The following is an 18168-nucleotide window of genomic DNA, read 5'->3' on the forward strand; positions in this document are numbered from 1 at the left end:
ACTGGCCGGGTCCCGTGCTTGCTCCCTAACTGACGACGACAGCGCTCCGCAGCAGTGCGGAGCCTACGACTCCGAACGCAATCCCAGAGCACTGTGCTCCACGACGCCCGGGGGAAGATCACTCTTTCCCGAAGCCCGGCCGGTCAGCCGGCGTAGGCCGGCCCGGAGGTCGGCGGCCGGCTCGCCAAGGACGATCGCGCTGATGACCAGTTCCAGCATCAGACGGTCGTGCTCGTCGCCCTTGCTCCGATAGCGCTTCCCGTCGCTTTCCACCACCGCGGAGGCGATCTTTCTCCCGCCTTCAGGCACTCGGGCAAAGGACGCCTCGTAGATGCCGTGTCCGGTCCAGCTCCGGTGCATGAACAGCACGTCGCCTTCGCAGAACACGTTCCACTTCTCGTCCATGTCCCGGGATCGGTATCCGCGCCGGATCCGGTCCCAGTCCTCGTCCGTCCAGACCCGGTCGGGCAGTTGAGGCATCGGCCTGGGTGTGGTGATCGGTTGAACGCGCCGGAACGAGTCTCGGGTGAGCGGGGGATCGGCAGTCATGGCGGTGATCCTACGGATGCGCTACGCCAAGGACGGCCGCTGATTCCGCAGCGTGCGCTGAGTGCAAAGCGGGACTCGTTGGGCTCGACGACGTGATCACTTCGGGGCGACCGCGGCCCACGGGACGGTCAGCTCGCCGAGCCGCGGCGGGTCCGGGCGGCCGAGTGGGGGCCAGCCGCGGGCGGTGAGGCGGCGCACTGTCTCCGTCCAGCGCGCGCGGACGCCGAACGAGCGCTGCGGCGCTGCGGCCGCCCAGCAGGAATCCATAGTGGACAGAAGATCGTGGATGCGTTCGCCGGGAACGTTGCGGTGGATGAGCACTTTCGGCAGTCGTTCGGCCACAGTGGACGGACGGTCCAGGTCGGCCAGGCGCATCGAGAGCGTCAGCGACACCGGGCCGCCGGCCGCGACCGTGACCCAGGTGGACAGCCGGCCGATCTCGTCGCAGGTGCCCTCCACCAGCAGTCCGTCGGCGGGCATGTTCGCCAGCATCAGCGCCCACGCGCCGGGCACCTCGTGCTCGGCGTACTGCCGCAGCACGTTGAACGCGCGCACCAGGATCGGCCGCGTGCCGGCGAGTTCGAAGCCGCCGCGCCGGAAGTCCAGGCGCGGCGGGTCGGCGGCCGGACGCGCGCAGGCGACGCGTTCCGGGTCCAGTTCGAGCCCGAGCACGCGGACGTCGGCCCGCACCCGGCGCAGCCAGCGCGCCAGCTCGACGGTGGTGACCGGCGAGGCGCCGTAGCCGAGGTCGACCACCAGCGGGTCCGCGGCCCGGCGCAGGAGCCGGGTGACGGCCGCGTCGCCGGCCAGCCAGCGGTCGACGCGGCGGAGCCGGTTCGGGTTGGTGGTGCCCCGCGTCGGGGCGCCCACCGGGTTCAGGCGTGCTCGGCCAGCCATCGCGCGGTGAATTCGGCCTCGTGCCGAAGGAGGTTGGTCACCTGCTCCGCCACCACGCTCTCGATCTTGCCGCCGAACAACGGGATCCGGACCGTGACCTCGCCGTCGGTGCGGTACCGCACGCGCTCGCCCTCGGGCTTCAGCGAGGTCCGCGCGGTGATCTCGCCGGGCACCCCGCTGACGTTCACGTCGATGCGGCCCGCATAACCGTCGCCGTCGGGCCGCCACTCCTCGGTGCGCCGGACGATCAGGTCGCCCTTGTGCAGCGCGCGCACGGCTTGCGGCAGCCGCGCCGCGTTGATGCCGTGCTGCAGTTCGAACCGCGTGACGTCGCCTTCTGTGGTGTGCGAGAGGAGCTTGGCGTTGTCCCCGCCCAGCTCTTCGAGGCGCGCCAGCAGGGCCTCCTCACCCGACACCGCGGCCACGACGGCCGCGAGTCCGGCGGAGAACTCTGCACGGTGCTCGATCCGGGATCCCATTCGCCGGACAGTACCGTTAGGCAGCGTGAACCCCGCCGATCCTGCCGCCCAGCCCCGCCTCGCCGAGTACACGACGCTGCGGCTCGGCGGGCCCGCCCGCCGGTTCGTCCGGGCCGGGACCAGCGAAGACCTCGTCGCGGCCGTGCGGGCGGCCGACGAAGCGGGCGAACCGGTGCTGCTGCTCGGCGGCGGGTCGAACCTGGTGGTGGCCGACGAGGGGTTCGCGGGCACGCTGATTCAGGTCGCGAACACCGGCTGGACCCGCGACGGCGACGTGGTCGAGGTGGCCGCCGGGCAGGGCTGGGACGAGTTCGTCGCGGACCTGGTCGAGGCGGGCCTCGGCGGCCTCGAGTGCCTGTCCGGCATCCCCGGCTCGGTCGGCGCGACGCCGATCCAGAACGTCGGCGCGTACGGCTGCGAGGTGGCCGAGTCCCTCGTCTCGCTGGAGCTCTACGACCGTTCCGCGCGCGAGGTCCGCACGGTCAAGGCCGACGAACTCGGCTTCGCCTACCGCACCAGCGTGCTGAAGGGCACCGACGCCGGCGTGGTGCTGAGCGTCCGGTTCCGGGTGGACCCCGGCGGCGAGTCCGCGCCCGTCCGGTATGCCGAGCTGGCACGCACGCTGGGCGTCGAGATCGGCGCGAGGGTCCCCGCCGCGACCGCGCGGGACGCCGTCCTCGGCCTTCGCCGCGGCAAGGGCATGGTCCTCGACCCGGCCGACCACGACACGTGGAGCGCGGGCTCGTTCTTCACGAACCCGATCGTGCCGTCCCGGCACGTCGACGCGGTGCTGGCGCGCATCGGCGAAGCGGTGGGCGCGGACGTCGCGATCCCGCAGTACCCGGCCGAAGGCGGCGCGAAGCTGTCCGCGGCCTGGCTGATCGAGCGCGCGGGCTTCGCGAAGGGCCACCTCGGCCCCGGCGGCCGCGTTTCGCTGTCGACGAAGCACACGCTCGCCCTCACGAACCGTGGCGGCGCCTCGACGGCGGACCTGCTCGCGCTCGCCCGCGAAGTCCGCGACGGCGTCGAGGCGCGCTTCGGCGTCACGCTGCACCCCGAGCCGCTGTTGATCGGTTGCACGCTGTGAACCCCGTGAAATTCGCCTGAAATCCGGCATCACCGGCAACCCGGGCAACCGTCAAGACGTCTTGTCGACAAGGGCGGAAGCGGGTGATCTTCCGCCCGGCAGGTAACGTCGAGTCGCTCACCGGCGCTGATCAGCGTGGAAGCATCGGCCGGTGCGGGGGTTATGGGAGGTTTTCGGTGATCGAACGGCGCTCGGTGTTCAAAGCCGCGCTCGCCGCGGGGGCGGCCGCGCTGGTGGCGGCGTGTTCGGGGAGCAACGACGGCAACGCGGTGCCGCAGGGCGGCAGCGGCGACGACGGGGGCAAACCGGTCGCGCCGGTGGCGAAGATCACCGCGACCCCGGCCGTCGACGCCAAGGACGCGAGCGTGCGCGAGCCGGTGGTGGTCAAGGTGGCCGAAGGCAAGCTCACCGAGGTGAAGGTCACCAACTCCGACGGCGAGGACGTCAAGGGCGACCTGGCTACCGACGGCCTGACCTGGACCAGCTCCGAGCAGCTCGGCTACGGCAAGACCTACACGTACGCGGCGAAGGCGACGGGCACCGACAACCGCCCCGCTGAGTTCAAGGGCTCGTTCAACACCGTCGCGCCCGCCAAGCAGCTGCGCGCCACGCTGAACCCGGCCGACAACGCGCACGTGGGCGTGGCGATGCCGATCAGCGTGAAGTTCGCTTCGGCGCCGAAGGACCGCGCGGCCGTCGAGAAGGCGCTGAAGGTGACCACGGACGCCAAGGTCGAGGGCTCGTGGGGCTGGCTCTCCGCGACGCAGGTCGACTGGCGGCCGAAGGAGTACTGGCCGGAGAACATCACCGTGAACGTCGAGGCGAACCTCTACGGCGTCGACCTGGGCGGCGGCGCGTACGGCAAGGCCGACGTCACCACGAAGTTCAAGATCGGCCGCAACCAGGTTGTCAAGGTGAACACCCCGGACCACACGATGAAGGTCTACCGCGGCGGCGCCGAGCACAGAAGCTACCCGTGCAGCAACGGCCTGGACAGCGACGTGAACCGCAACACGCCCAACGGCACGTTCATCGTGATGTCGAAGGAGCCCACCGCGCGGTTCGACAACGCGCGCTACGGCTACACGAACGTCAACAAGAAGTGGGCCTGCCGGTTCTCCAACCACGGCGAGTACATCCACGAGAACCAGGACAACGCCGCGGCCATCGGCAAGACCAACAACTCCCACGGCTGCGTCAACCTGCTCGACGCGGACGCCAAGGACTTCTTCGACTCGGCGCTGATCGGCGACCCGGTGGAGGTCACCGGCTCGCGGCTGTCCAGCCCGACCGGCTCCGACGTCAAAGACTGGTTCTACGACTGGTCCGCCTGGCAGGGCCTGTCTGCTAACAAGTAAGGCGTGAACACCGAAGTCGTCGGCACCAGCGGGGTGCGCATCGCACTGCGCGTCGAAGGTGCCCAGAACTCGCGTCCCCTCGTTTTCGTGCACGGCTGGGCGCAGTCGTCCCGGGCGTGGGCCGCGCAGTTCGCGGATCCCGCGCTCACCGAGCGGTTCCGCCTGGTCGCGATGGACCTGCGCGGCCACGGCGCGTCCGACGTGCCGGCCGCGGGCTACGACGACCCGCGCCAGTGGGCCGACGACCTCGCCGCGGTCCTCGACTTCGCGGGCCCCGGCGCGATCGTCGTCGGCTGGTCCTACGGCGGGCTGGTGCTCACCGACTACCTGCGGGTGCACGGATCCGCCCGGCTGGGCGGGATCGTGCTGGTCGGCGCGATCACGGAGATCGGCCGCGGCCGGGCGGGCGGCAAGACCGGCGCCGTGATGCGGGCCGCGCTGCCCGCCGCCCTGTCGGACGACTCCGGGGTCGCGGTGCCCGCGCTGGTCGAGTTCACCCGGTCCATGGCGACCGGGCCGGTGCCCGGCACCTACGAGCAGGCCCTGCTCGGCGCGTCGCTGGCCGTGCCGCCCGCCGTCCGGGCCGCGCTGTTCAAGGGGGACGTCGAGAGCGCCGGGGTGCTCCAAGCGGTGGACAAACCGGCCCTGGTGCTGAGCGGAACGGCCGATGCCGTGGTGGACCCTTCGGCGGCGGACTACGCGGCCGGGAAGATTCCGGGGGCGGTTCAGCGTTGGTTCGTTGAGGCCGGGCATCTGCCGTTCGTGGAGGACGCGGGGGAGTTCAACTCCGCGCTGCGGCAGTTCGCCGGCGAGACAGGCCAGTAGCCGCGCACAGGAAGTAGTGACCAGGTGACCATCTCCCTTCAGGGATTTCGTGGTGCGCCGCGCCGGATCGCGGTGCTGTCGGTGCACACCTCGCCGTTGGAGCAGCCCGGGACGGGCGACGCCGGCGGGATGAACGTGTACGTCAGCCAGACCGCGCAGGAAATGGCGCGCCGCGGCGTCGAGGTCGAGGTGTTCACCCGGGCGACTTCCTCGGACCAGCCGCCGCTCGTGGAGCTGGCGCCGGGGGTCACCGTGCGGCACGTGCAGGCCGGGCCGTTCGAGCCGCTGGGCCGCGACGAGCTGCCGGCGCAGCTGTGCGCGTTCACCTCCGGGGTGCTGCGGGCCGAGGCGTTCCACGAGCCGGGTTACTACGACCTGATCCACTCGCACTACTGGCTCTCGGGCCAGGTCGGCTGGCTCGCGCGCGACCGCTGGGGCGTGCCGCTGGTGCACACCGCGCACACGCTGGCGAAGGTCAAGAACGCCGCGCTCGCCGACGGTGACAAGCCGGAGCCGCGCACCCGGGTGATGGGCGAGGAGCAGGTCGTGGCCGAGGCCGACTGCCTGGTCGCGAACACCCCGGTGGAGGCGCGCCAGCTGGTCGAGATGTACGGCGCCGAGCCGCACGCCGTGCACGCCGTGCCGCCGGGGGTGGACCTCGAACGGTTCACGCCGGGTTCGCAGGCGCTCTCCCGCCAGGCGCTCGGCCTGCCGCAGGACGCCGTGGTGCTCGCGTTCGCGGGCCGGATCCAGCCGTTGAAGGCGCCGGACGTGCTGCTCCACGCGGCCGCCGAGCTGCTGCGCAAGCGGCCGGAGCTGGCGCCGCGGCTGGTGGTGCTGGTGGTCGGCGGGCCGTCCGGCACCGGGCTGGAGCAGCCGCAGGCACTGCGCGAGCTGGCCGTTTCGCTGGGCATCCGGGACCAGGTGCGGTTCCTGCCGCCGCAGCCGGGGCCGGCGCTGGTGGACGTCTACCGCGCGGCCGACCTCGTCGCGGTGCCGAGTTACAACGAGTCGTTCGGCCTGGTCGCGCTGGAGGCGCAGGCCTGCGGGACGCCGGTGGTCGCCGCCGAGGTCGGCGGGCTGCCGGTCGCCGTGGTGCACGGCGTCTCCGGGCTGCTGGTGCCCTCACACGGCGCGGCCGAGTGGGCGGACGCGCTGGCCGCGCTCGCGCTGCGCCCGGACCGGCGCCGCGAGCTGGCGGCGAACGCCGTCGAGCACGCGCGGCGGTTCTCCTGGCGCCGGACCACGGATTCGTTGCTGGACATCTATGCTCAGGCCACCCGGGCGTTCCGCAACGCCCTCGACCTGCGCACGGAGGTGGCGGTGTGAGCCTTGACGCGACGATCAAGTCTACTTTGGACGATTCGGAGCTGAAGTACGACCGCCGCGGCGAGGGAAAGTACTTCGTCACCCTGCCCGGGACCAAGAAGCTGCAGACCAACTGCTGGCTGGTGGACGGCGACCACGCCTTCTCCGTGGAGGCGTTCGTCTGCCGCCGCCCGGACGAGGAACACGAGGCCGTCTACCGATTCCTGTTGCAGCGCAACGCCAGGCTCTACGGCGTTCACTACACAGTGGACGGTATGGGCGACATCTACCTGGTCGGCCGCTTCGGCAAGGAGACGGTCACCGAGGCCGAGCTGGACAAGATCCTCGGCCAGGTGCTGGAGGCCGCGGACGGCGACTTCAACACGATCCTGGAGATCGGCTTCGCCACCTCGATCAAGCGCGAGTGGGACTGGCGGGTGTCGCGCGGCGAATCGCTGGCGAACCTCCAGGCGTTCAAGCACCTGATGGAGCCCGCGACCCCGCACGAGCCCGGCTTGACCGAGTCGTGACCACCGGCGTGCAACGGCGCTGAACCGCGCCACCGTCCCCCTCCCGCCTACTGGAGGGAGAGACGGATGAGAAGCCGTTGGAGACGTTCGCTGGCGGTCGCCGGCGCCGGGCTGGCGCTGGTGCTCGCCGCGTGCACCAGCACGAGCCAGCCGATGAGTGCTAGTGGCGGGGTACCGGCCGACAGTGGCGGGGTCTCCGCCAACCAGGGCGCGGCGCCCGCCGTGCCGAAGTCGGGTGCCTCGAAGGCCCCGGCCCAGGGCGGGCCGACCGTCGGCCAGCCGGGGACCACCGATCGCAAGCTCGCCCGCAGCGCGAGGCTCGACGTCAAGACCCCGAAGCTCGACGACGTCGTGAGCCAGGCGCGCGCGATCGCGGCGGGCGCGGGCGGTTACACCGGGCAGGAGAGCACGGTCGCGTCCTCGGCGACGCTGAGCCTCGCCGTGCCGGCCGAGAAGCTCGACGCGGTGCTCGACCAGCTCGCCGCGCTGGGGACGGTGACCCGGCGTGAGCTGAGTTCGCAGGACGTCACCGCCCAGGTCGTGGACACCGACGCGCGACTGGCGACACAGCGCGCGAGCGTCGAGCGGATCCGGGCGCTGCTGGCGAAGGCGGCTTCGGTCTCGGAGATCGCCTCCGTGGAGAGCGAGCTGACCGACCGCGAGGCGACGCTGGAATCACTCGAACAGCAGCAGAAGGCCCTTGCCGGCAGTGTCGCGATGGCGACCGTCGCGCTGTCCGTGACGGCCGAGACCGCCGGGGCGCCCTCGACTTCGGCCGACGGTTCGAGCGGGTTCCTCGGCGGGCTGGCGGGCGGCTGGGACGCGTTCCTCGGCTTCGGCGGCGGGCTGCTGACCGTGCTCGGTGCCGTGGCGCCGTTCGCCGTGCTGATCGGCCTGCCGCTCGGGCTGCTCTGGTGGTGGCTGCGGAAGCGGCGGCGGGCGGGAGCCGAGGAGTACGCGCCGGAACCCGTTGAGTGAACGGGAAAGGCGGAGCGGCTCGAGGGAGGGGGGAGTCGCGATCTCGAGCCGCTCCGCTGAAGTTCCCGCCAATGGACCCGGTGACGAGGGGGATGCCAACGGGGCCGGCGGGCCGCGGCTCGGCAGGGGGGGAGACGAGCCGCGGTCGTAGCCCGCCGTCAGCCGGGGAGTGCGTGGAATCCGGCTGAGCGGGACAGGTCAAACCTGTCAGATGTCCACCTGTAATCACAAGACTACTGGTTACGCCGTTCGAGTGAACTTTGTATCTAGCGATAACGGTGCGCATCGCGTTGCACCCATTTGCGCCGTTGTTGGCAGACCGAATTCTGGACGGGTGAGGTGTTACCCTCGGGTAACACACTCTGCGTAGAACACCGTTCAATCGACGTGCCAGTCGGGTTCCTGGTCCGCTCTGGCAGGCTGTGGGCCATGGCCGAACTTGGGACGTTGGTGCTGCTGCGTCACGGGCAGAGCACGTGGAACGCGGAAAACCTGTTCACCGGCTGGGTGGACGTACCGCTTTCGGAGACGGGTGAACGCGAAGCCCGCCAGGGCGGGCAGCTGCTCGCCGAGGCGGGGCTGCTGCCGGACGTCGTCCACACCTCGCTGCTGCGCCGGGCGATCAGCACTTCGAACATCGCGCTGGACGCCGCCGACCGCCACTGGATCCCGGTGAAGCGGGACTGGCGGCTCAACGAGCGCCACTACGGCGCGTTGCAGGGCAAGAACAAGAAGCAGACGCTGGACGAGTTCGGCGAGGAGCAGTTCATGCTCTGGCGCCGCTCGTACGACACGCCGCCGCCGGCGATCGACCCGGCCGACGAGTTCAGCCAGTCCGGCGACCCGCGGTACGCCGACCTCGGCGACACGGCCCCGCTGACGGAGTGCCTGAAGGACGTCGTCGCGCGCCTCCTGCCGTACTGGGAGTCCGCGATCGTGCCCGATCTGCGCGCCGGCAAGAACGTGCTCGTCGCCGCGCACGGCAACTCGCTGCGCGCACTGGTCAAGCACCTCGACGGCATCTCCGACGCCGACATCGCGGCGCTGAACATCCCGACCGGGATCCCGCTGCGCTACGACCTGACCGACGAGCTGAAGCCGGTCAAGCCGGGCGGGCTGTACCTCGACCCGGAAGCCGCCGAAGAGGCCGCCGCCGCGGTCGCCAACCAGGGCCGCTGAACCAGCTCGTGAGTGTTCCGGACGGTGAGAGCGAATACGCATTTAGTAACCTACTTGTGACCTGCACAGACGCTTGCGCGTCTCGTGTATTCGGTGTCCGCAAGTAGGGGATCGAAGCAGGTCTCACAGCGGTTGGCCACCCGTTCCAGGCGTGAGACGGGTGGCCAACCGCCTTACCTCCAGCGGAGGCGTGCGTGGGTTACGACCGCCTGCCCGCACGGATGGATGCGACGATCTCTGCCGCCGTCGCGACGACCAGTTGCAGCGCGTCAAGATGATCTGTCAGACGCTGAGCGCCGGTCGGAGTCAACCGCCAAGAGGACCGGCGCCCGTCGGGGCGAGACTCGACGTGCCCAGTCTTTCGGAGCACTCCGAGTTGCTTCGACAACGCCGCAGGGGTCAACCTCAGCGTCTGGCGCATCGTCGCGTACTCGCGCCACTGCTCGTCGGCGAGGGTAGCCACGATGAACAGCCGCACCGGAGGTACGAGCACCGGATCGAGCCCCTCGGTATATCCGGCGATTGGGACCAAGCGCGCCATCGCTACCCCTCGACCTCGTCGGGAGTAGGCGAGTTCCGCAGGCACGACACGCAAGGCATCCCACTCGGTCCGTCGATCATCTCCAATTCCCCTGGTCCGAAGTCCGTGCCGCACAAGGCCACGAGCCGCGACGGCATCACATCATCGGTCGGGTAGGGAAAGAGGTGCACCACGCGACGAGTCTCACCGACCACGCCCGGCAGCGGGCGAGCGAGATAGATCCGCACCGTCATCGCTCGGTCCCGCCTTCGGCGTTTGGCGATGCTCCGGCGCGTGGACGCTCAGCGCGGAGCCCGCCTAGCAGGCGAGGCCACACGCGCGCCTTTCGGTGTCGACGACGAGGTGAGCGCTGGTTCAACTGGTGCGGTGACCGCGCAACCACATAGGCCCGGCAGGCCACGCACCGCGCGCCTGGAGCCTCCAACATAGATCCGACTACTACGACATGCCCGCACACCGACTGGTAGCGCCCGGCCGAGTTCGCACGTCGCCCCCGCGCGAACTCCTCGTCGGTGACGGCGTGATCTCGACCATCAGAAGCAGAGCGGTGCCATGACAGATACGTCCGCACGACAGTCACGCCAGCCTGTTCGTCGTCCATCTGTTCCGCCTTCCGCGCACCGGGGGCTGACCTGGGCCAATGCCATGTGAGACACTGAAATGAGCTTCGCTCAAGAGCGGATTTCAGCGAAAGGTCGCAGGCGGGCCACACAGGGGACATTCGGGTGTCAGGGCGGTCAGAGGGGATGACATGACGACGGGCGACCAGCGTGCGCGGAAGCCGCGCACGGTCCTTGAGTTGAAGATCTGGCAGCGCAACCAATCGTTGGCTGAGTTCGTCAAGTCGGCGGAGGAGTTCGCCCGCAGGTGCGGCGAGCCGGGAACGCTCAGCGAACGTCATCTCAAGCGTCTGGTCGCGGGGCAGACCACGGACGGTTCGCCGGTCGGCCGCCCCCGTCCAGCCACAGCGCGTCTGCTCGAACGGATCTTCAGTCTGAGCATCAAGGACCTTCTCGCACCGTCGGAGACAGCCAGCGCGGAAGAGAGCGATGGGTCGCAACTTCGTCTCAGTCTCAACGCCGCCAGGCAGGTCGACCCGGAAGTTCTCGCGGTCCTGCGCGATCAGCTCAACAACCTGCGACGGCTCGACCGGCAACTCGGGGCCGTCACCGCACACGACGAGGTAGTGGCCAAGATTGAGCAGATTTCCCTGCTCCAGTCGCATTGCCTCGACACGGACATCAGAACAGGTCTGGCCACCTTGCTCGCCGAGTTGGGGACACTGGCCGGATGGCAGGCACTGGACCTCGGTCGAGTCGCGGAGTCATGGAGGCACTACGAACGAGCCAAGAGCATCGCGCTCCAGTCGGGCAATGCTCGGTTCGAGGTGCACACCACCGCGGAACAGTCGTTCGCCTTGCTCGCCGTCGGCGAGACGAACGCCGCCGTTGAAGTATTGGCCGCCACCGAAGCACGAGCGCGGCATGTCACTGACCGGCTGTTGCGCTCGTGGCTTGCAGCCGCTCATGGAGAAGCACTCGCCGCCGCCGGGAAACGTTCGGCTAGCCTCCGCGCTTTCGACCGGGCTGCATCATTGTTGCCGTCCGAATCATCCGATGCAGATGGTCCGTACGTCGTGCTTGACCCCGTGCACCTCGCGCGGTGGAGGGGGCACGCGCTCGCTCGAACCGGCGCCCCGGAGGCGATCGACGTATTAACGTCGGCGCTGAATCGACTCGATCCGACGTTCGCCCGCGCAGAAACTGGCCTGCGCGTAGACCTGGCGTCTGCGTTCGTCACAAAGGGTGCACGTGAAGAAGCAAAGGTGCACGTCGCAAAGGCGCACACTCTGGCAGTCAGCATTGGGTCGACGCGTCAACTACGCCGAATTCAGAAACTGACCTACGCAATGTTCTGACACGCTAGTATCGGCGGCAGTCACATCCACTTATGCGGAAATTTTCAAAACATTGACCACTACACCTACTACTCCAACAATAATTCCAACAATTAGAGACCACCTTTGCAAGGTAAATCCGCCCTGCACTCTTAGTCGAAATCGTGTCTTCGAAAGGTCTGGAAGACTCTTCTTCTCCAAGATATACATCCTTGAAGGGTATATCCCCGCTCGCAATGCGCGTACTGTGTGAATGCAAACCCGAATAGCCTCATCGTGGAATTCGTCGTTCCAATATCTAACACCAGTCCGAAGAACGCTCCGAGGAATCCAACTCAACGGCGATTTCGCCCGGTCCTTCTTGCTTTCACCAACAAGTAAGCACAGGTCTCCCGCAAGATTCCAAGACGTTCCTGCGAGTACATTTCTCCGGTTCCCTGAATCGTCACCTAGCCCTCCCATGAGTATCATAAGTAATGACCCCGACTGACTCTCGCCGCGAGGTTCGCATATCCATCGAACAGATAGAGCAAGTCTCGCTGCGACTCGTATTCCTACGCTTACTCGACTTCGAATCGCCACCGAAAACAGTAATGATACAGCAGTACCTACCAGTAGAAATCCTCGAAATCCCTCAATTCCAGGCATGGAATTGATCCAAGGAGCCCGGTAGATTGCGAATGCTAACACGAAAGTCACCGGCAAGATCTCGGACGTTGTGAAAATCGCCCAGCATCGAGATAGCGAGCGGATCTCAGCTTCCGTAGCTCCGCATCTTCGTAGAACATCTTCGTGTTTAGCGAGTCTGTTCGCTAATGAAATCTTCCGCCACCCACGTTTAGCCAGCCGGTCGACAATTCCGATCAATCGACCTGACACGGTGCTTTACCTTCCCTAAAGAAGAACCTTATTTCAGTGGCGTTTTAACGCGACCAGTAAGACGCGCGATCTTCCTTGGACTGGGGTGCGATCCTGCATGGCGCGTGACCTACGAGCTCATGTTCATAATGCCTGAAAAGTGCTTTCCAGAGTTCCACTGATGTAGTCGTGACTACCCGGGCCACAGGTGATTTCATCGCCATTTTGACCGTCTTGCAAGTAGATGAGAACTCTGCCCTGTCCTATCGTGTCGATTGCCGTCAGCGGCATGCTCACACTACGCGAGCGGTTGACACGTGATGCGACATAGAATTGATGGCCAGCGATTCGGCGCGCCTTCATCAGGGCGCGCAACTGGTCGACTGGATCAGGTGTGGTGTAGTCGCTCGTCAAGTCCAGGTCGTATGCCTCACCGCTTTGGCCTGACTCGTACTCAGATCGCGCAACGCTGAACGACCGAATATCTGCCGCGGGGCAGGCGGGCAGGTAGTCAACAACGGTCCGGATGAGCCTGTGACGCGGAATCTTCTCCAGCGTGACTCGGTCGCCATCCACTGTGTACCGAATGGCCGATCGCCCGGCCGGCACTGCCAGTGTGGCGGTGCTTTGCCCGTCGCTGGTCGAGGAGAAGCAGTAACACTCGGATTCCGCGTTCGCTGTGGCCAGCAACAAATCCCGGAACTCGCCGACGAAGCGCCCCTTGCGCAGGTCGTAGAAACCGGGCTCCGCCAGGACTTGCCGGGTTAGGTCCTCGAATCTGCCGACGATGTCGTCCTCAAGCCACACGTCGACCATGCCGATCACCGGATGCGGCGCGCCAACGCGCTCCCATTCCCACGCCTGTGCCAGCGCCAAGCGTGGCACCGTCACCGGTTCAGTCAGCAACACGAAGCCCCCCTCGCGTTCAGCACCGCTACTTGCCGATCACGGGTGGTGTGGCCTTGCCGTCGTAGCCGAACAGGGCGTTCGGGTCGGCCTCGCGCAAGTAGTCCGCGGACTTCTTCTCCTTGTCCTCTTCCTTCTTGCCCTTCCCGCCATTGGCGCCTATCGGCATCCCGTTTGCGCCACGCTGGCCTGAACTTCCCGCCTTACTCCCGGTACCTGGCTCTTCCGCTGTGCCGAGTCGACCAGCGCCACTCGAATTCCCTGGCGATCCTGGACCTCGGACGCCCGTGCCCGACCCGCCTGCGCCTGCGCCTGCGCCGCCTGGCATACCGCCGCGTCCTCCGGAGCCCACACCGCCGGGTCCGCCGGTCTCGGACGACGGACCACCAGGGAAGCCCGGTACAAGACCACCACCCGAGCCGTAACCGCCAGCCGGACCGGACACGGTCTGTCCACCGGGACCGGTGGAGCCGAAGCCTGGTCCGAACGTTCCACCACCAACGGGCGTACCACCGGCTGGAGGCGGGGGCGTATACCCGGCTGTCGCGGTTCCGCCGTTCTCCGACGCCGCGGGGGGATGGGGTGAAGCCCCTTGATAGTCATGAGAGCTGGAGCCTGAACTCGGTGCACCGTGCTGCCCGCCCGGTGCACCCGCCGATGAACCAACGCCCGACCCGACCACCGATTGATGAGACCCGCTCTGCTCGGTGCCCGCGCTCTGCTGCGGCGTAGGAGTTTGCACGGAGTAAGAGCCGTCCGGGGAGTCCGGCACCTGGCCGTAGTCGATTGGCATCTTTTGCGCATGACCATCACTGGTCGTAGTGAAGCCTTGGTAGATCTGTTTGTTCTGTGCAATCGCTGCGCTGTTCTTGTTTATCTGGTCCTCGGTGTCGGTGTCCCACGGGCTGAGCGTGTCGAGCAAGTCTGTCGATGGCGGCTTGTCGGACACGTCCTGCAGCGAGTCGCGTGTGGACTGGAACGCATGTCCTTGATCGGCCAATGCGTTCTGACTGTCGTGCATAGCCGACGATGCCGATGTTGCGACGTCAGCCAACGGACGTAGGCCAGCCCGGGATGCATCGCCGCTCGGCCCGGACCACGCCGATTCCAGCCGACCGACGATCGCCAGCGTGTCCGCCTCGATGCCCTGCTGCTCGGTGACCTGTTCAACGCCTGCTGCCTGCGCGTGCCCCAAGCTCTCAGGACCGGGTCCGGCCTTGACTCGACGTACCAACTCCGCGGGGAGGATCAGCTTGCCGTCGGCCTGTTGTTGCTGAAGGAACTGGTAGACGACATCGGCGAGAGCCATCACGCACCGCCCTTCAGCGTGGTGACGGCAAGATCAGCGACGTGGTTCGCGTCCTGGCAAGGGTCTGTCTGACCGACGACGGACCTTGCAAGCGTCACATCGACGTCGAAAGCTGCGTTGTCGGCAATTCCGATAGCAACGCTGCAACGTCCTTGCGAACGCTCGTCATGGGGCCCGTACGCGACAACGGGATAGCCCTGCACCGGTTGCAGAACCTTGAAGAATCCGCCCTGACTCTGGGTGTTGTAGACGGTGCGAAGCCCGTCCTTCCAGGCGTACACAAGCTGAACGCCCACGAGCGACCCCTTGTCGAGATCACTCCAAGAGCACGACTTTGCCGCGCCCGTGTCCTGAACAGGACTCTGCGTCGGTGTTCCCGTGAAGAGCCCGTCAATTTGAGTCGACGTCAGGACTGAGCACGGGTCGCGTTGGATGACTGACGCAGGCAAGGGGTTGGAGATCTGCGGAACTGCGGCACCAGGTTGCTGCCCGCTGCTGGGGGAGGCAGGCGACGACGTACCGGACGTCGGGGTCGCTTTGCCGGTCTCGCCGGAGCAGGCGACAAGCCCGCCCAACGTCACGACAATTCCAACGGTGACGCTGAGGCGTCCCACGCGATGCATCAGAAGTGTCCCTCGCCTTGCGTCTTGATATCCGCGCCCATTTGTACGTCATTACCCTCGTGAATGCCGAGCGCTTTTTGCATTTGCTGAATGATCTGGTCGGCGTAGCTTTTCTGCCGAGAGAGATGGCCGCGATAGTAGTCGCCCGATGTGTTCGAAGCCTTGGTGTTGCGAAGCGAGGCCGGGTCCTGACCGGGAGACTGGATGGTCCAGAGCGGGACGGCGTTGCGCAGCTGGTCGTCAATGCGCCTCGACAGCTTCTTCAGGTTCTCCAACTCGGCCTTCAGGTCGTCGGGGCTGAGGCGGAAGCCGCCACCGCCCGCCCCGCCAGCTGAGGCACCGCCTCCGCCGGCCGAAGCGGGGTCGCCTGTGACGATGAAGTTCAAGTCGCTCACCGATGCCCCCGGTACACCCTCGCCAGCCACGACGTCCTCCCCTGACACCGATCAACCTTGCCCGACCTACACCGATAGTAGCCAATCGGCAACAATGTGTCCGACGAACCGCGCAAGTGGTCTGGCCGGACTCCGAACATTGCTTTGACCTGTGGTTTCCTGGTCTACGTGGGCAACCCGCCAGGTCTCTGCCACGAACGTCCCGCGCGCCGTAGGCTGCGGGCGTGGCTGATGAGCATGGGTCGTGGAAGACGTTCGGTGAGCGGCTGGTCTACGACAATCGGTGGGTCAAGGTCGGGTTGACAGACGTGGAGGCACCGAACGGGGAGCGCTGGGAGTACCACGTCGTGCACCTCGCCAGGATCGCTATCGCTCTGATCGTGAACGACCAGGACGAAGCGCTGATGCTGTGGCGCTATCGGTTCGCCACGGAGCAGTGGGGCTACGAATTGCTGGGCGGCATGGTCGACGAGGGCGACGACTCGGCGGGGACCGCCGCGCGGGAAGCCGCTGAGGAGTCCGGCTGGCAGCCGATCGGCGCACCGGAGCACTTGGTCAGCTTCGAGCCACTGCCGGGACAGGTCACGGCTCCGGTCGACGTGTACCTGTGGCGCGCGGCCGAGCACATCGGCGAGCCGACCGAGACCGAGGAAGTCGGGCGAGTCGAATGGGTGCCGTTGTCCAGGGTCAACGAGCTTGCACAGCGTCAAGAGCTGCTGGGGTCCGGAACATTGGTGTCCCTGCTGTATTACATGAACTCACGCCAACGGTGAGTCGCCTGGGAGCACGAGCCGTTCCAGGCGGCGACGCAACCGCACGGACCCGACTTCGGAGATGATCCGGCGGGCCCGCTGCGCGTAGGTCCGGGCTGCTTCACGATCTCCGGCCGCGCTGTAGGCAAGCGCAAGGTCGACATAGACGGCCGCGCCCACACGGACGAAGGACGCCTGCGTGCGGTCGATCAGCCCTTCGAGCTGGGTGATGGCTTCCGGCGCGCCGAGGTGGACGAGCGCATTCCCGCGCCAGCGGTCCAGATGGGAGCCGCCGAGGAACAGGAACGGCAGCTCCGGGTGGACGACTTCGGACGGCAGGAGCGCGTCAGCCTTGTCGAACGCGCGCAACGCACCGTCGCGGTTGCCGCCGATCGCGTGGCCTTCCCCCTCGGCGGCTGCCAACCACGCACGCAACAGGTGCGGCGCCTGCGCGCCGATTGATCGTGCCTCGGCGAACAGAGCTGCTGCGTCCTCGATGTTGCCCGCATCGATCAGGACGAACGCCTGCTCCGCGGTGGCGTGGGCAAGCAGTGCCGTCGACCCGGATTCCAGCGCCGCGGTCTTCGCACGTTCGTAGTGCGACCAGGCCTGGCTGAGCGAGCCGATGTCGAGCGAGTTCCAGCCGGCCAGAGTGGACGCCTCGACGAGCACGCTGGCCAGCGGCGCCCGGTCGCGCTGCAACAAGGTGTGTCGCAACCGCTCCTCGACCTCGTCGATCTGCCCACGCAAGCGTTCCAGCCGCAGGGCTGAACCGTAGCGCCGGTCGGCGTGTCGGACGCCGTCGATCTCCTCGCGGAACAGGGCGATGGTCTGGGGATCGACCCGCCTGGCGATGGCAAGCCGTTCGGCCAGTTCACCGCCCTCGACAGGAGCACTCGGCGGAAAGCCGAGTTCGGCGTCGGTGCGGCCGTAGATCTCGCGCAGGAGCGCGCGCATCGGCGGTTCGGGAGTGATGTGCCCGTTCTCCCACCGGGATATATCCGTCTTTCGGCTCGCGACCGAGCGCACCGGCAATCCGTGCGCCGGAGCGCGCGCGTTGATCGCACGCGCGAGCTTGTCCTGTCCCCAGCCTCGTGCGTCCCGTGCGGCCCTCAAAGGGGTTGCCGACGTCATGAACCGGCACTCCGATGACTAGGTCTACCTGCGGAGATAACACGAAATAACACGGGTCGTGTCAACTGCTGCCAGCTCCCGGCAGGCGCGTAAATGCCGTTTATTAGTGGCATGACACACGACAGGAACACCCGCCGGACAGCCGCTCGGACCGACCGGAAAATCGAACTTCCGCTAACCGCGGCGAGTCCCATCACGACCGACCAGCCCGGCAATGCTTGCATTCAGCTCGGCGAGTTGGTCGGTAATCTGCGACAGCCTCAGCTCGATCACCGCCAGGCGTGCCGACACGGCGTCTTCCATATCCTCGCGGGGCTGGCCGGGTGCCGGCGGGATGCGACCGTGCAGCACGGCGAGCAAGTGTTGCGGGTGCAACCCGAGCGCCAGGGCAAGCGCTTCGAGCGTGCGGTCACTGCGCTTGCGCTCGACGGTGTGGTTCTGGATCTCGCGGACGATCGCCTGAGAGACCTGCGAGCGTTCCGCCAGTTCGCGTTGCTTCCACCCGAGCTCGTGCACGCGCTCGTTGATGGTCTTCGCGACCGCCGCCCAGTCTTCCGACACCC

General features: G+C 67.3%; 19 protein-coding genes. 9 read left to right on the plus strand and 10 right to left on the minus strand.

From position 1 onward, the window contains the following. Positions 1-63: 63 nt before the first annotated feature. The 3 genes from BMY97_RS19605 to BMY97_RS19615 all read right to left on the minus strand — a co-directional run bounded on the left by BMY97_RS19605 (position 64) and on the right by BMY97_RS19615 (position 1925). Entirely contained in the window at positions 64-549 is a 486-nt protein-coding gene (locus tag BMY97_RS19605) for a hypothetical protein (RefSeq protein WP_091618323.1), read from the minus strand. Positions 550-645: 96 nt separating this feature from the next. Further along, positions 646-1446 (minus strand): class I SAM-dependent methyltransferase, encoded by an 801-nt coding sequence (locus tag BMY97_RS19610; RefSeq protein WP_091618324.1) that lies wholly within the window; start codon positions 1444-1446, stop codon positions 646-648. After that, positions 1425-1925 carry a DUF2505 domain-containing protein gene (locus BMY97_RS19615; protein ID WP_091618325.1) on the minus strand — a complete coding sequence of 167 codons (501 nt, stop codon included), beginning with the start codon at positions 1923-1925 and terminating at the stop codon, positions 1425-1427. The genes BMY97_RS19610 and BMY97_RS19615 overlap by 22 nt, the downstream gene beginning before the upstream one ends. A 25-nt stretch (positions 1926-1950) precedes the next feature. Here BMY97_RS19615 and BMY97_RS19620 point away from each other — a divergent pair, with 25 nt between their 5' ends. From BMY97_RS19620 to BMY97_RS19650, 7 genes are all read left to right on the plus strand, one after another. Beyond that, a complete protein-coding gene (locus tag BMY97_RS19620; RefSeq protein ID WP_091618326.1) occupies positions 1951-3012 on the plus strand; it encodes a UDP-N-acetylmuramate dehydrogenase in 1062 nt (353 codons plus the stop codon). 176 nt (positions 3013-3188) lie between these two features. Further along, on the plus strand, positions 3189-4370 hold the full coding sequence (locus BMY97_RS19625) for a L,D-transpeptidase (protein WP_091618327.1): 1182 nt from the start codon (positions 3189-3191) through the stop codon (positions 4368-4370). 3 nt (positions 4371-4373) lie between these two features. Further along, positions 4374-5195, plus strand: coding sequence for an alpha/beta fold hydrolase (locus BMY97_RS19630; protein WP_091618328.1), 822 nt, complete (start codon positions 4374-4376; stop codon positions 5193-5195). Between the two features lie 24 nt (positions 5196-5219). Continuing rightward, positions 5220-6524 carry a D-inositol-3-phosphate glycosyltransferase gene (gene mshA / locus BMY97_RS19635; RefSeq protein WP_177231441.1) on the plus strand — a complete coding sequence of 435 codons (1305 nt, stop codon included), beginning with the start codon at positions 5220-5222 and terminating at the stop codon, positions 6522-6524. Beyond that, positions 6521-7033 carry a type III secretion system chaperone family protein gene (locus tag BMY97_RS19640; RefSeq protein WP_091618330.1) on the plus strand — a complete coding sequence of 171 codons (513 nt, stop codon included), beginning with the start codon at positions 6521-6523 and terminating at the stop codon, positions 7031-7033. Before mshA ends, BMY97_RS19640 begins: the two co-directional genes overlap by 4 nt. 66 nt (positions 7034-7099) lie before the next feature. Then, positions 7100-8011, plus strand: coding sequence for a DUF4349 domain-containing protein (locus BMY97_RS19645; RefSeq protein ID WP_091618331.1), 912 nt, complete (start codon positions 7100-7102; stop codon positions 8009-8011). Positions 8012-8440: 429 nt separating this feature from the next. After that, the gene (locus BMY97_RS19650) at positions 8441-9190 is read left to right on the plus strand and encodes a phosphoglyceromutase (RefSeq protein WP_091618332.1); all 750 of its coding nucleotides are present in this window, start codon (positions 8441-8443) and stop codon (positions 9188-9190) included. Between the two features lie 199 nt (positions 9191-9389). Here the strand turns inward: BMY97_RS19650 and BMY97_RS19655 are convergent, their stop codons facing one another. After that, positions 9390-9731 carry a transcriptional regulator gene (locus BMY97_RS19655; RefSeq protein ID WP_091618333.1) on the minus strand — a complete coding sequence of 114 codons (342 nt, stop codon included), beginning with the start codon at positions 9729-9731 and terminating at the stop codon, positions 9390-9392. A gap of 751 nt (positions 9732-10482) precedes the next feature. Between BMY97_RS19655 and BMY97_RS19665 the strand changes: the two genes are divergently transcribed. After that, positions 10483-11649, plus strand: a complete 1167-nt coding sequence (locus BMY97_RS19665; RefSeq protein ID WP_091618335.1) for an NsdA family TPR-like regulatory protein — start codon at positions 10483-10485, stop codon at positions 11647-11649. A 981-nt stretch (positions 11650-12630) separates the two neighbouring features. Here BMY97_RS19665 and BMY97_RS19670 read toward each other — a convergent pair. The 4 genes from BMY97_RS19670 to BMY97_RS19685 are packed head-to-tail and all read right to left on the minus strand — an operon-like array spanning position 12631 to position 15719. Next, positions 12631-13395, minus strand: a complete 765-nt coding sequence (locus BMY97_RS19670) for an ESX secretion-associated protein EspG (RefSeq protein WP_091618336.1) — start codon at positions 13393-13395, stop codon at positions 12631-12633. 25 nt (positions 13396-13420) lie between these two features. Then, positions 13421-14701: a hypothetical protein gene (locus tag BMY97_RS46025; RefSeq protein WP_143086234.1), complete on the minus strand. Its 1281-nt coding sequence runs from the start codon at positions 14699-14701 to the stop codon at positions 13421-13423. Beyond that, positions 14701-15324: a DUF3558 domain-containing protein gene (locus BMY97_RS19680; RefSeq protein ID WP_091618337.1), complete on the minus strand. Its 624-nt coding sequence runs from the start codon at positions 15322-15324 to the stop codon at positions 14701-14703. Before BMY97_RS19680 ends, BMY97_RS46025 begins: the two co-directional genes overlap by 1 nt. Then, positions 15324-15719: a hypothetical protein gene (locus BMY97_RS19685; RefSeq protein WP_091618338.1), complete on the minus strand. Its 396-nt coding sequence runs from the start codon at positions 15717-15719 to the stop codon at positions 15324-15326. Before BMY97_RS19685 ends, BMY97_RS19680 begins: the two co-directional genes overlap by 1 nt. A gap of 224 nt (positions 15720-15943) precedes the next feature. Here BMY97_RS19685 and BMY97_RS19690 point away from each other — a divergent pair, with 224 nt between their 5' ends. After that, the gene (locus BMY97_RS19690; RefSeq protein ID WP_091618339.1) at positions 15944-16492 is read left to right on the plus strand and encodes an NUDIX hydrolase; all 549 of its coding nucleotides are present in this window, start codon (positions 15944-15946) and stop codon (positions 16490-16492) included. Here the strand turns inward: BMY97_RS19690 and BMY97_RS19695 are convergent. Next, positions 16478-17605: a helix-turn-helix domain-containing protein gene (locus BMY97_RS19695; RefSeq protein WP_245787399.1), complete on the minus strand. Its 1128-nt coding sequence runs from the start codon at positions 17603-17605 to the stop codon at positions 16478-16480. The two genes, BMY97_RS19690 and BMY97_RS19695, sit on opposite strands and share 15 nt — an antisense overlap. Before the next feature lie 174 nt (positions 17606-17779). Continuing rightward, positions 17780-18166, minus strand: coding sequence for a transcriptional regulator (locus BMY97_RS19700; RefSeq protein ID WP_091618577.1), 387 nt, complete (start codon positions 18164-18166; stop codon positions 17780-17782). Positions 18167-18168: the final 2 nt, after the last annotated feature.

This window comes from Amycolatopsis saalfeldensis, from assembly GCF_900110575.1.
GTDB lineage: Bacteria > Actinomycetota > Actinomycetes > Mycobacteriales > Pseudonocardiaceae > Amycolatopsis > Amycolatopsis saalfeldensis.

Coding starts and splice junctions, on each gene's coding strand:
- BMY97_RS19605 (WP_091618323.1), bottom strand. CDS start 549: ATGACTGCCGATCCCCCGCTCACCCGAGACTCGTTCCGGCGCGTTCAA.
- BMY97_RS19610 (WP_091618324.1), bottom strand. CDS start 1,446: ATGGCTGGCCGAGCACGCCTGAACCCGGTGGGCGCCCCGACGCGGGGC.
- BMY97_RS19615 (WP_091618325.1), bottom strand. CDS start 1,925: ATGGGATCCCGGATCGAGCACCGTGCAGAGTTCTCCGCCGGACTCGCG.
- BMY97_RS19645 (WP_091618331.1), top strand. CDS start 7,100: ATGAGAAGCCGTTGGAGACGTTCGCTGGCGGTCGCCGGCGCCGGGCTG.
- BMY97_RS19650 (WP_091618332.1), top strand. CDS start 8,441: ATGGCCGAACTTGGGACGTTGGTGCTGCTGCGTCACGGGCAGAGCACG.
- BMY97_RS19655 (WP_091618333.1), bottom strand. CDS start 9,731: ATGGCGCGCTTGGTCCCAATCGCCGGATATACCGAGGGGCTCGATCCG.
- BMY97_RS19665 (WP_091618335.1), top strand. CDS start 10,483: ATGACGACGGGCGACCAGCGTGCGCGGAAGCCGCGCACGGTCCTTGAG.
- BMY97_RS46025 (WP_143086234.1), bottom strand. CDS start 14,701: ATGGCTCTCGCCGATGTCGTCTACCAGTTCCTTCAGCAACAACAGGCC.
- BMY97_RS19680 (WP_091618337.1), bottom strand. CDS start 15,324: ATGCATCGCGTGGGACGCCTCAGCGTCACCGTTGGAATTGTCGTGACG.
- BMY97_RS19695 (WP_245787399.1), bottom strand. CDS start 17,605: ATGACGTCGGCAACCCCTTTGAGGGCCGCACGGGACGCACGAGGCTGG.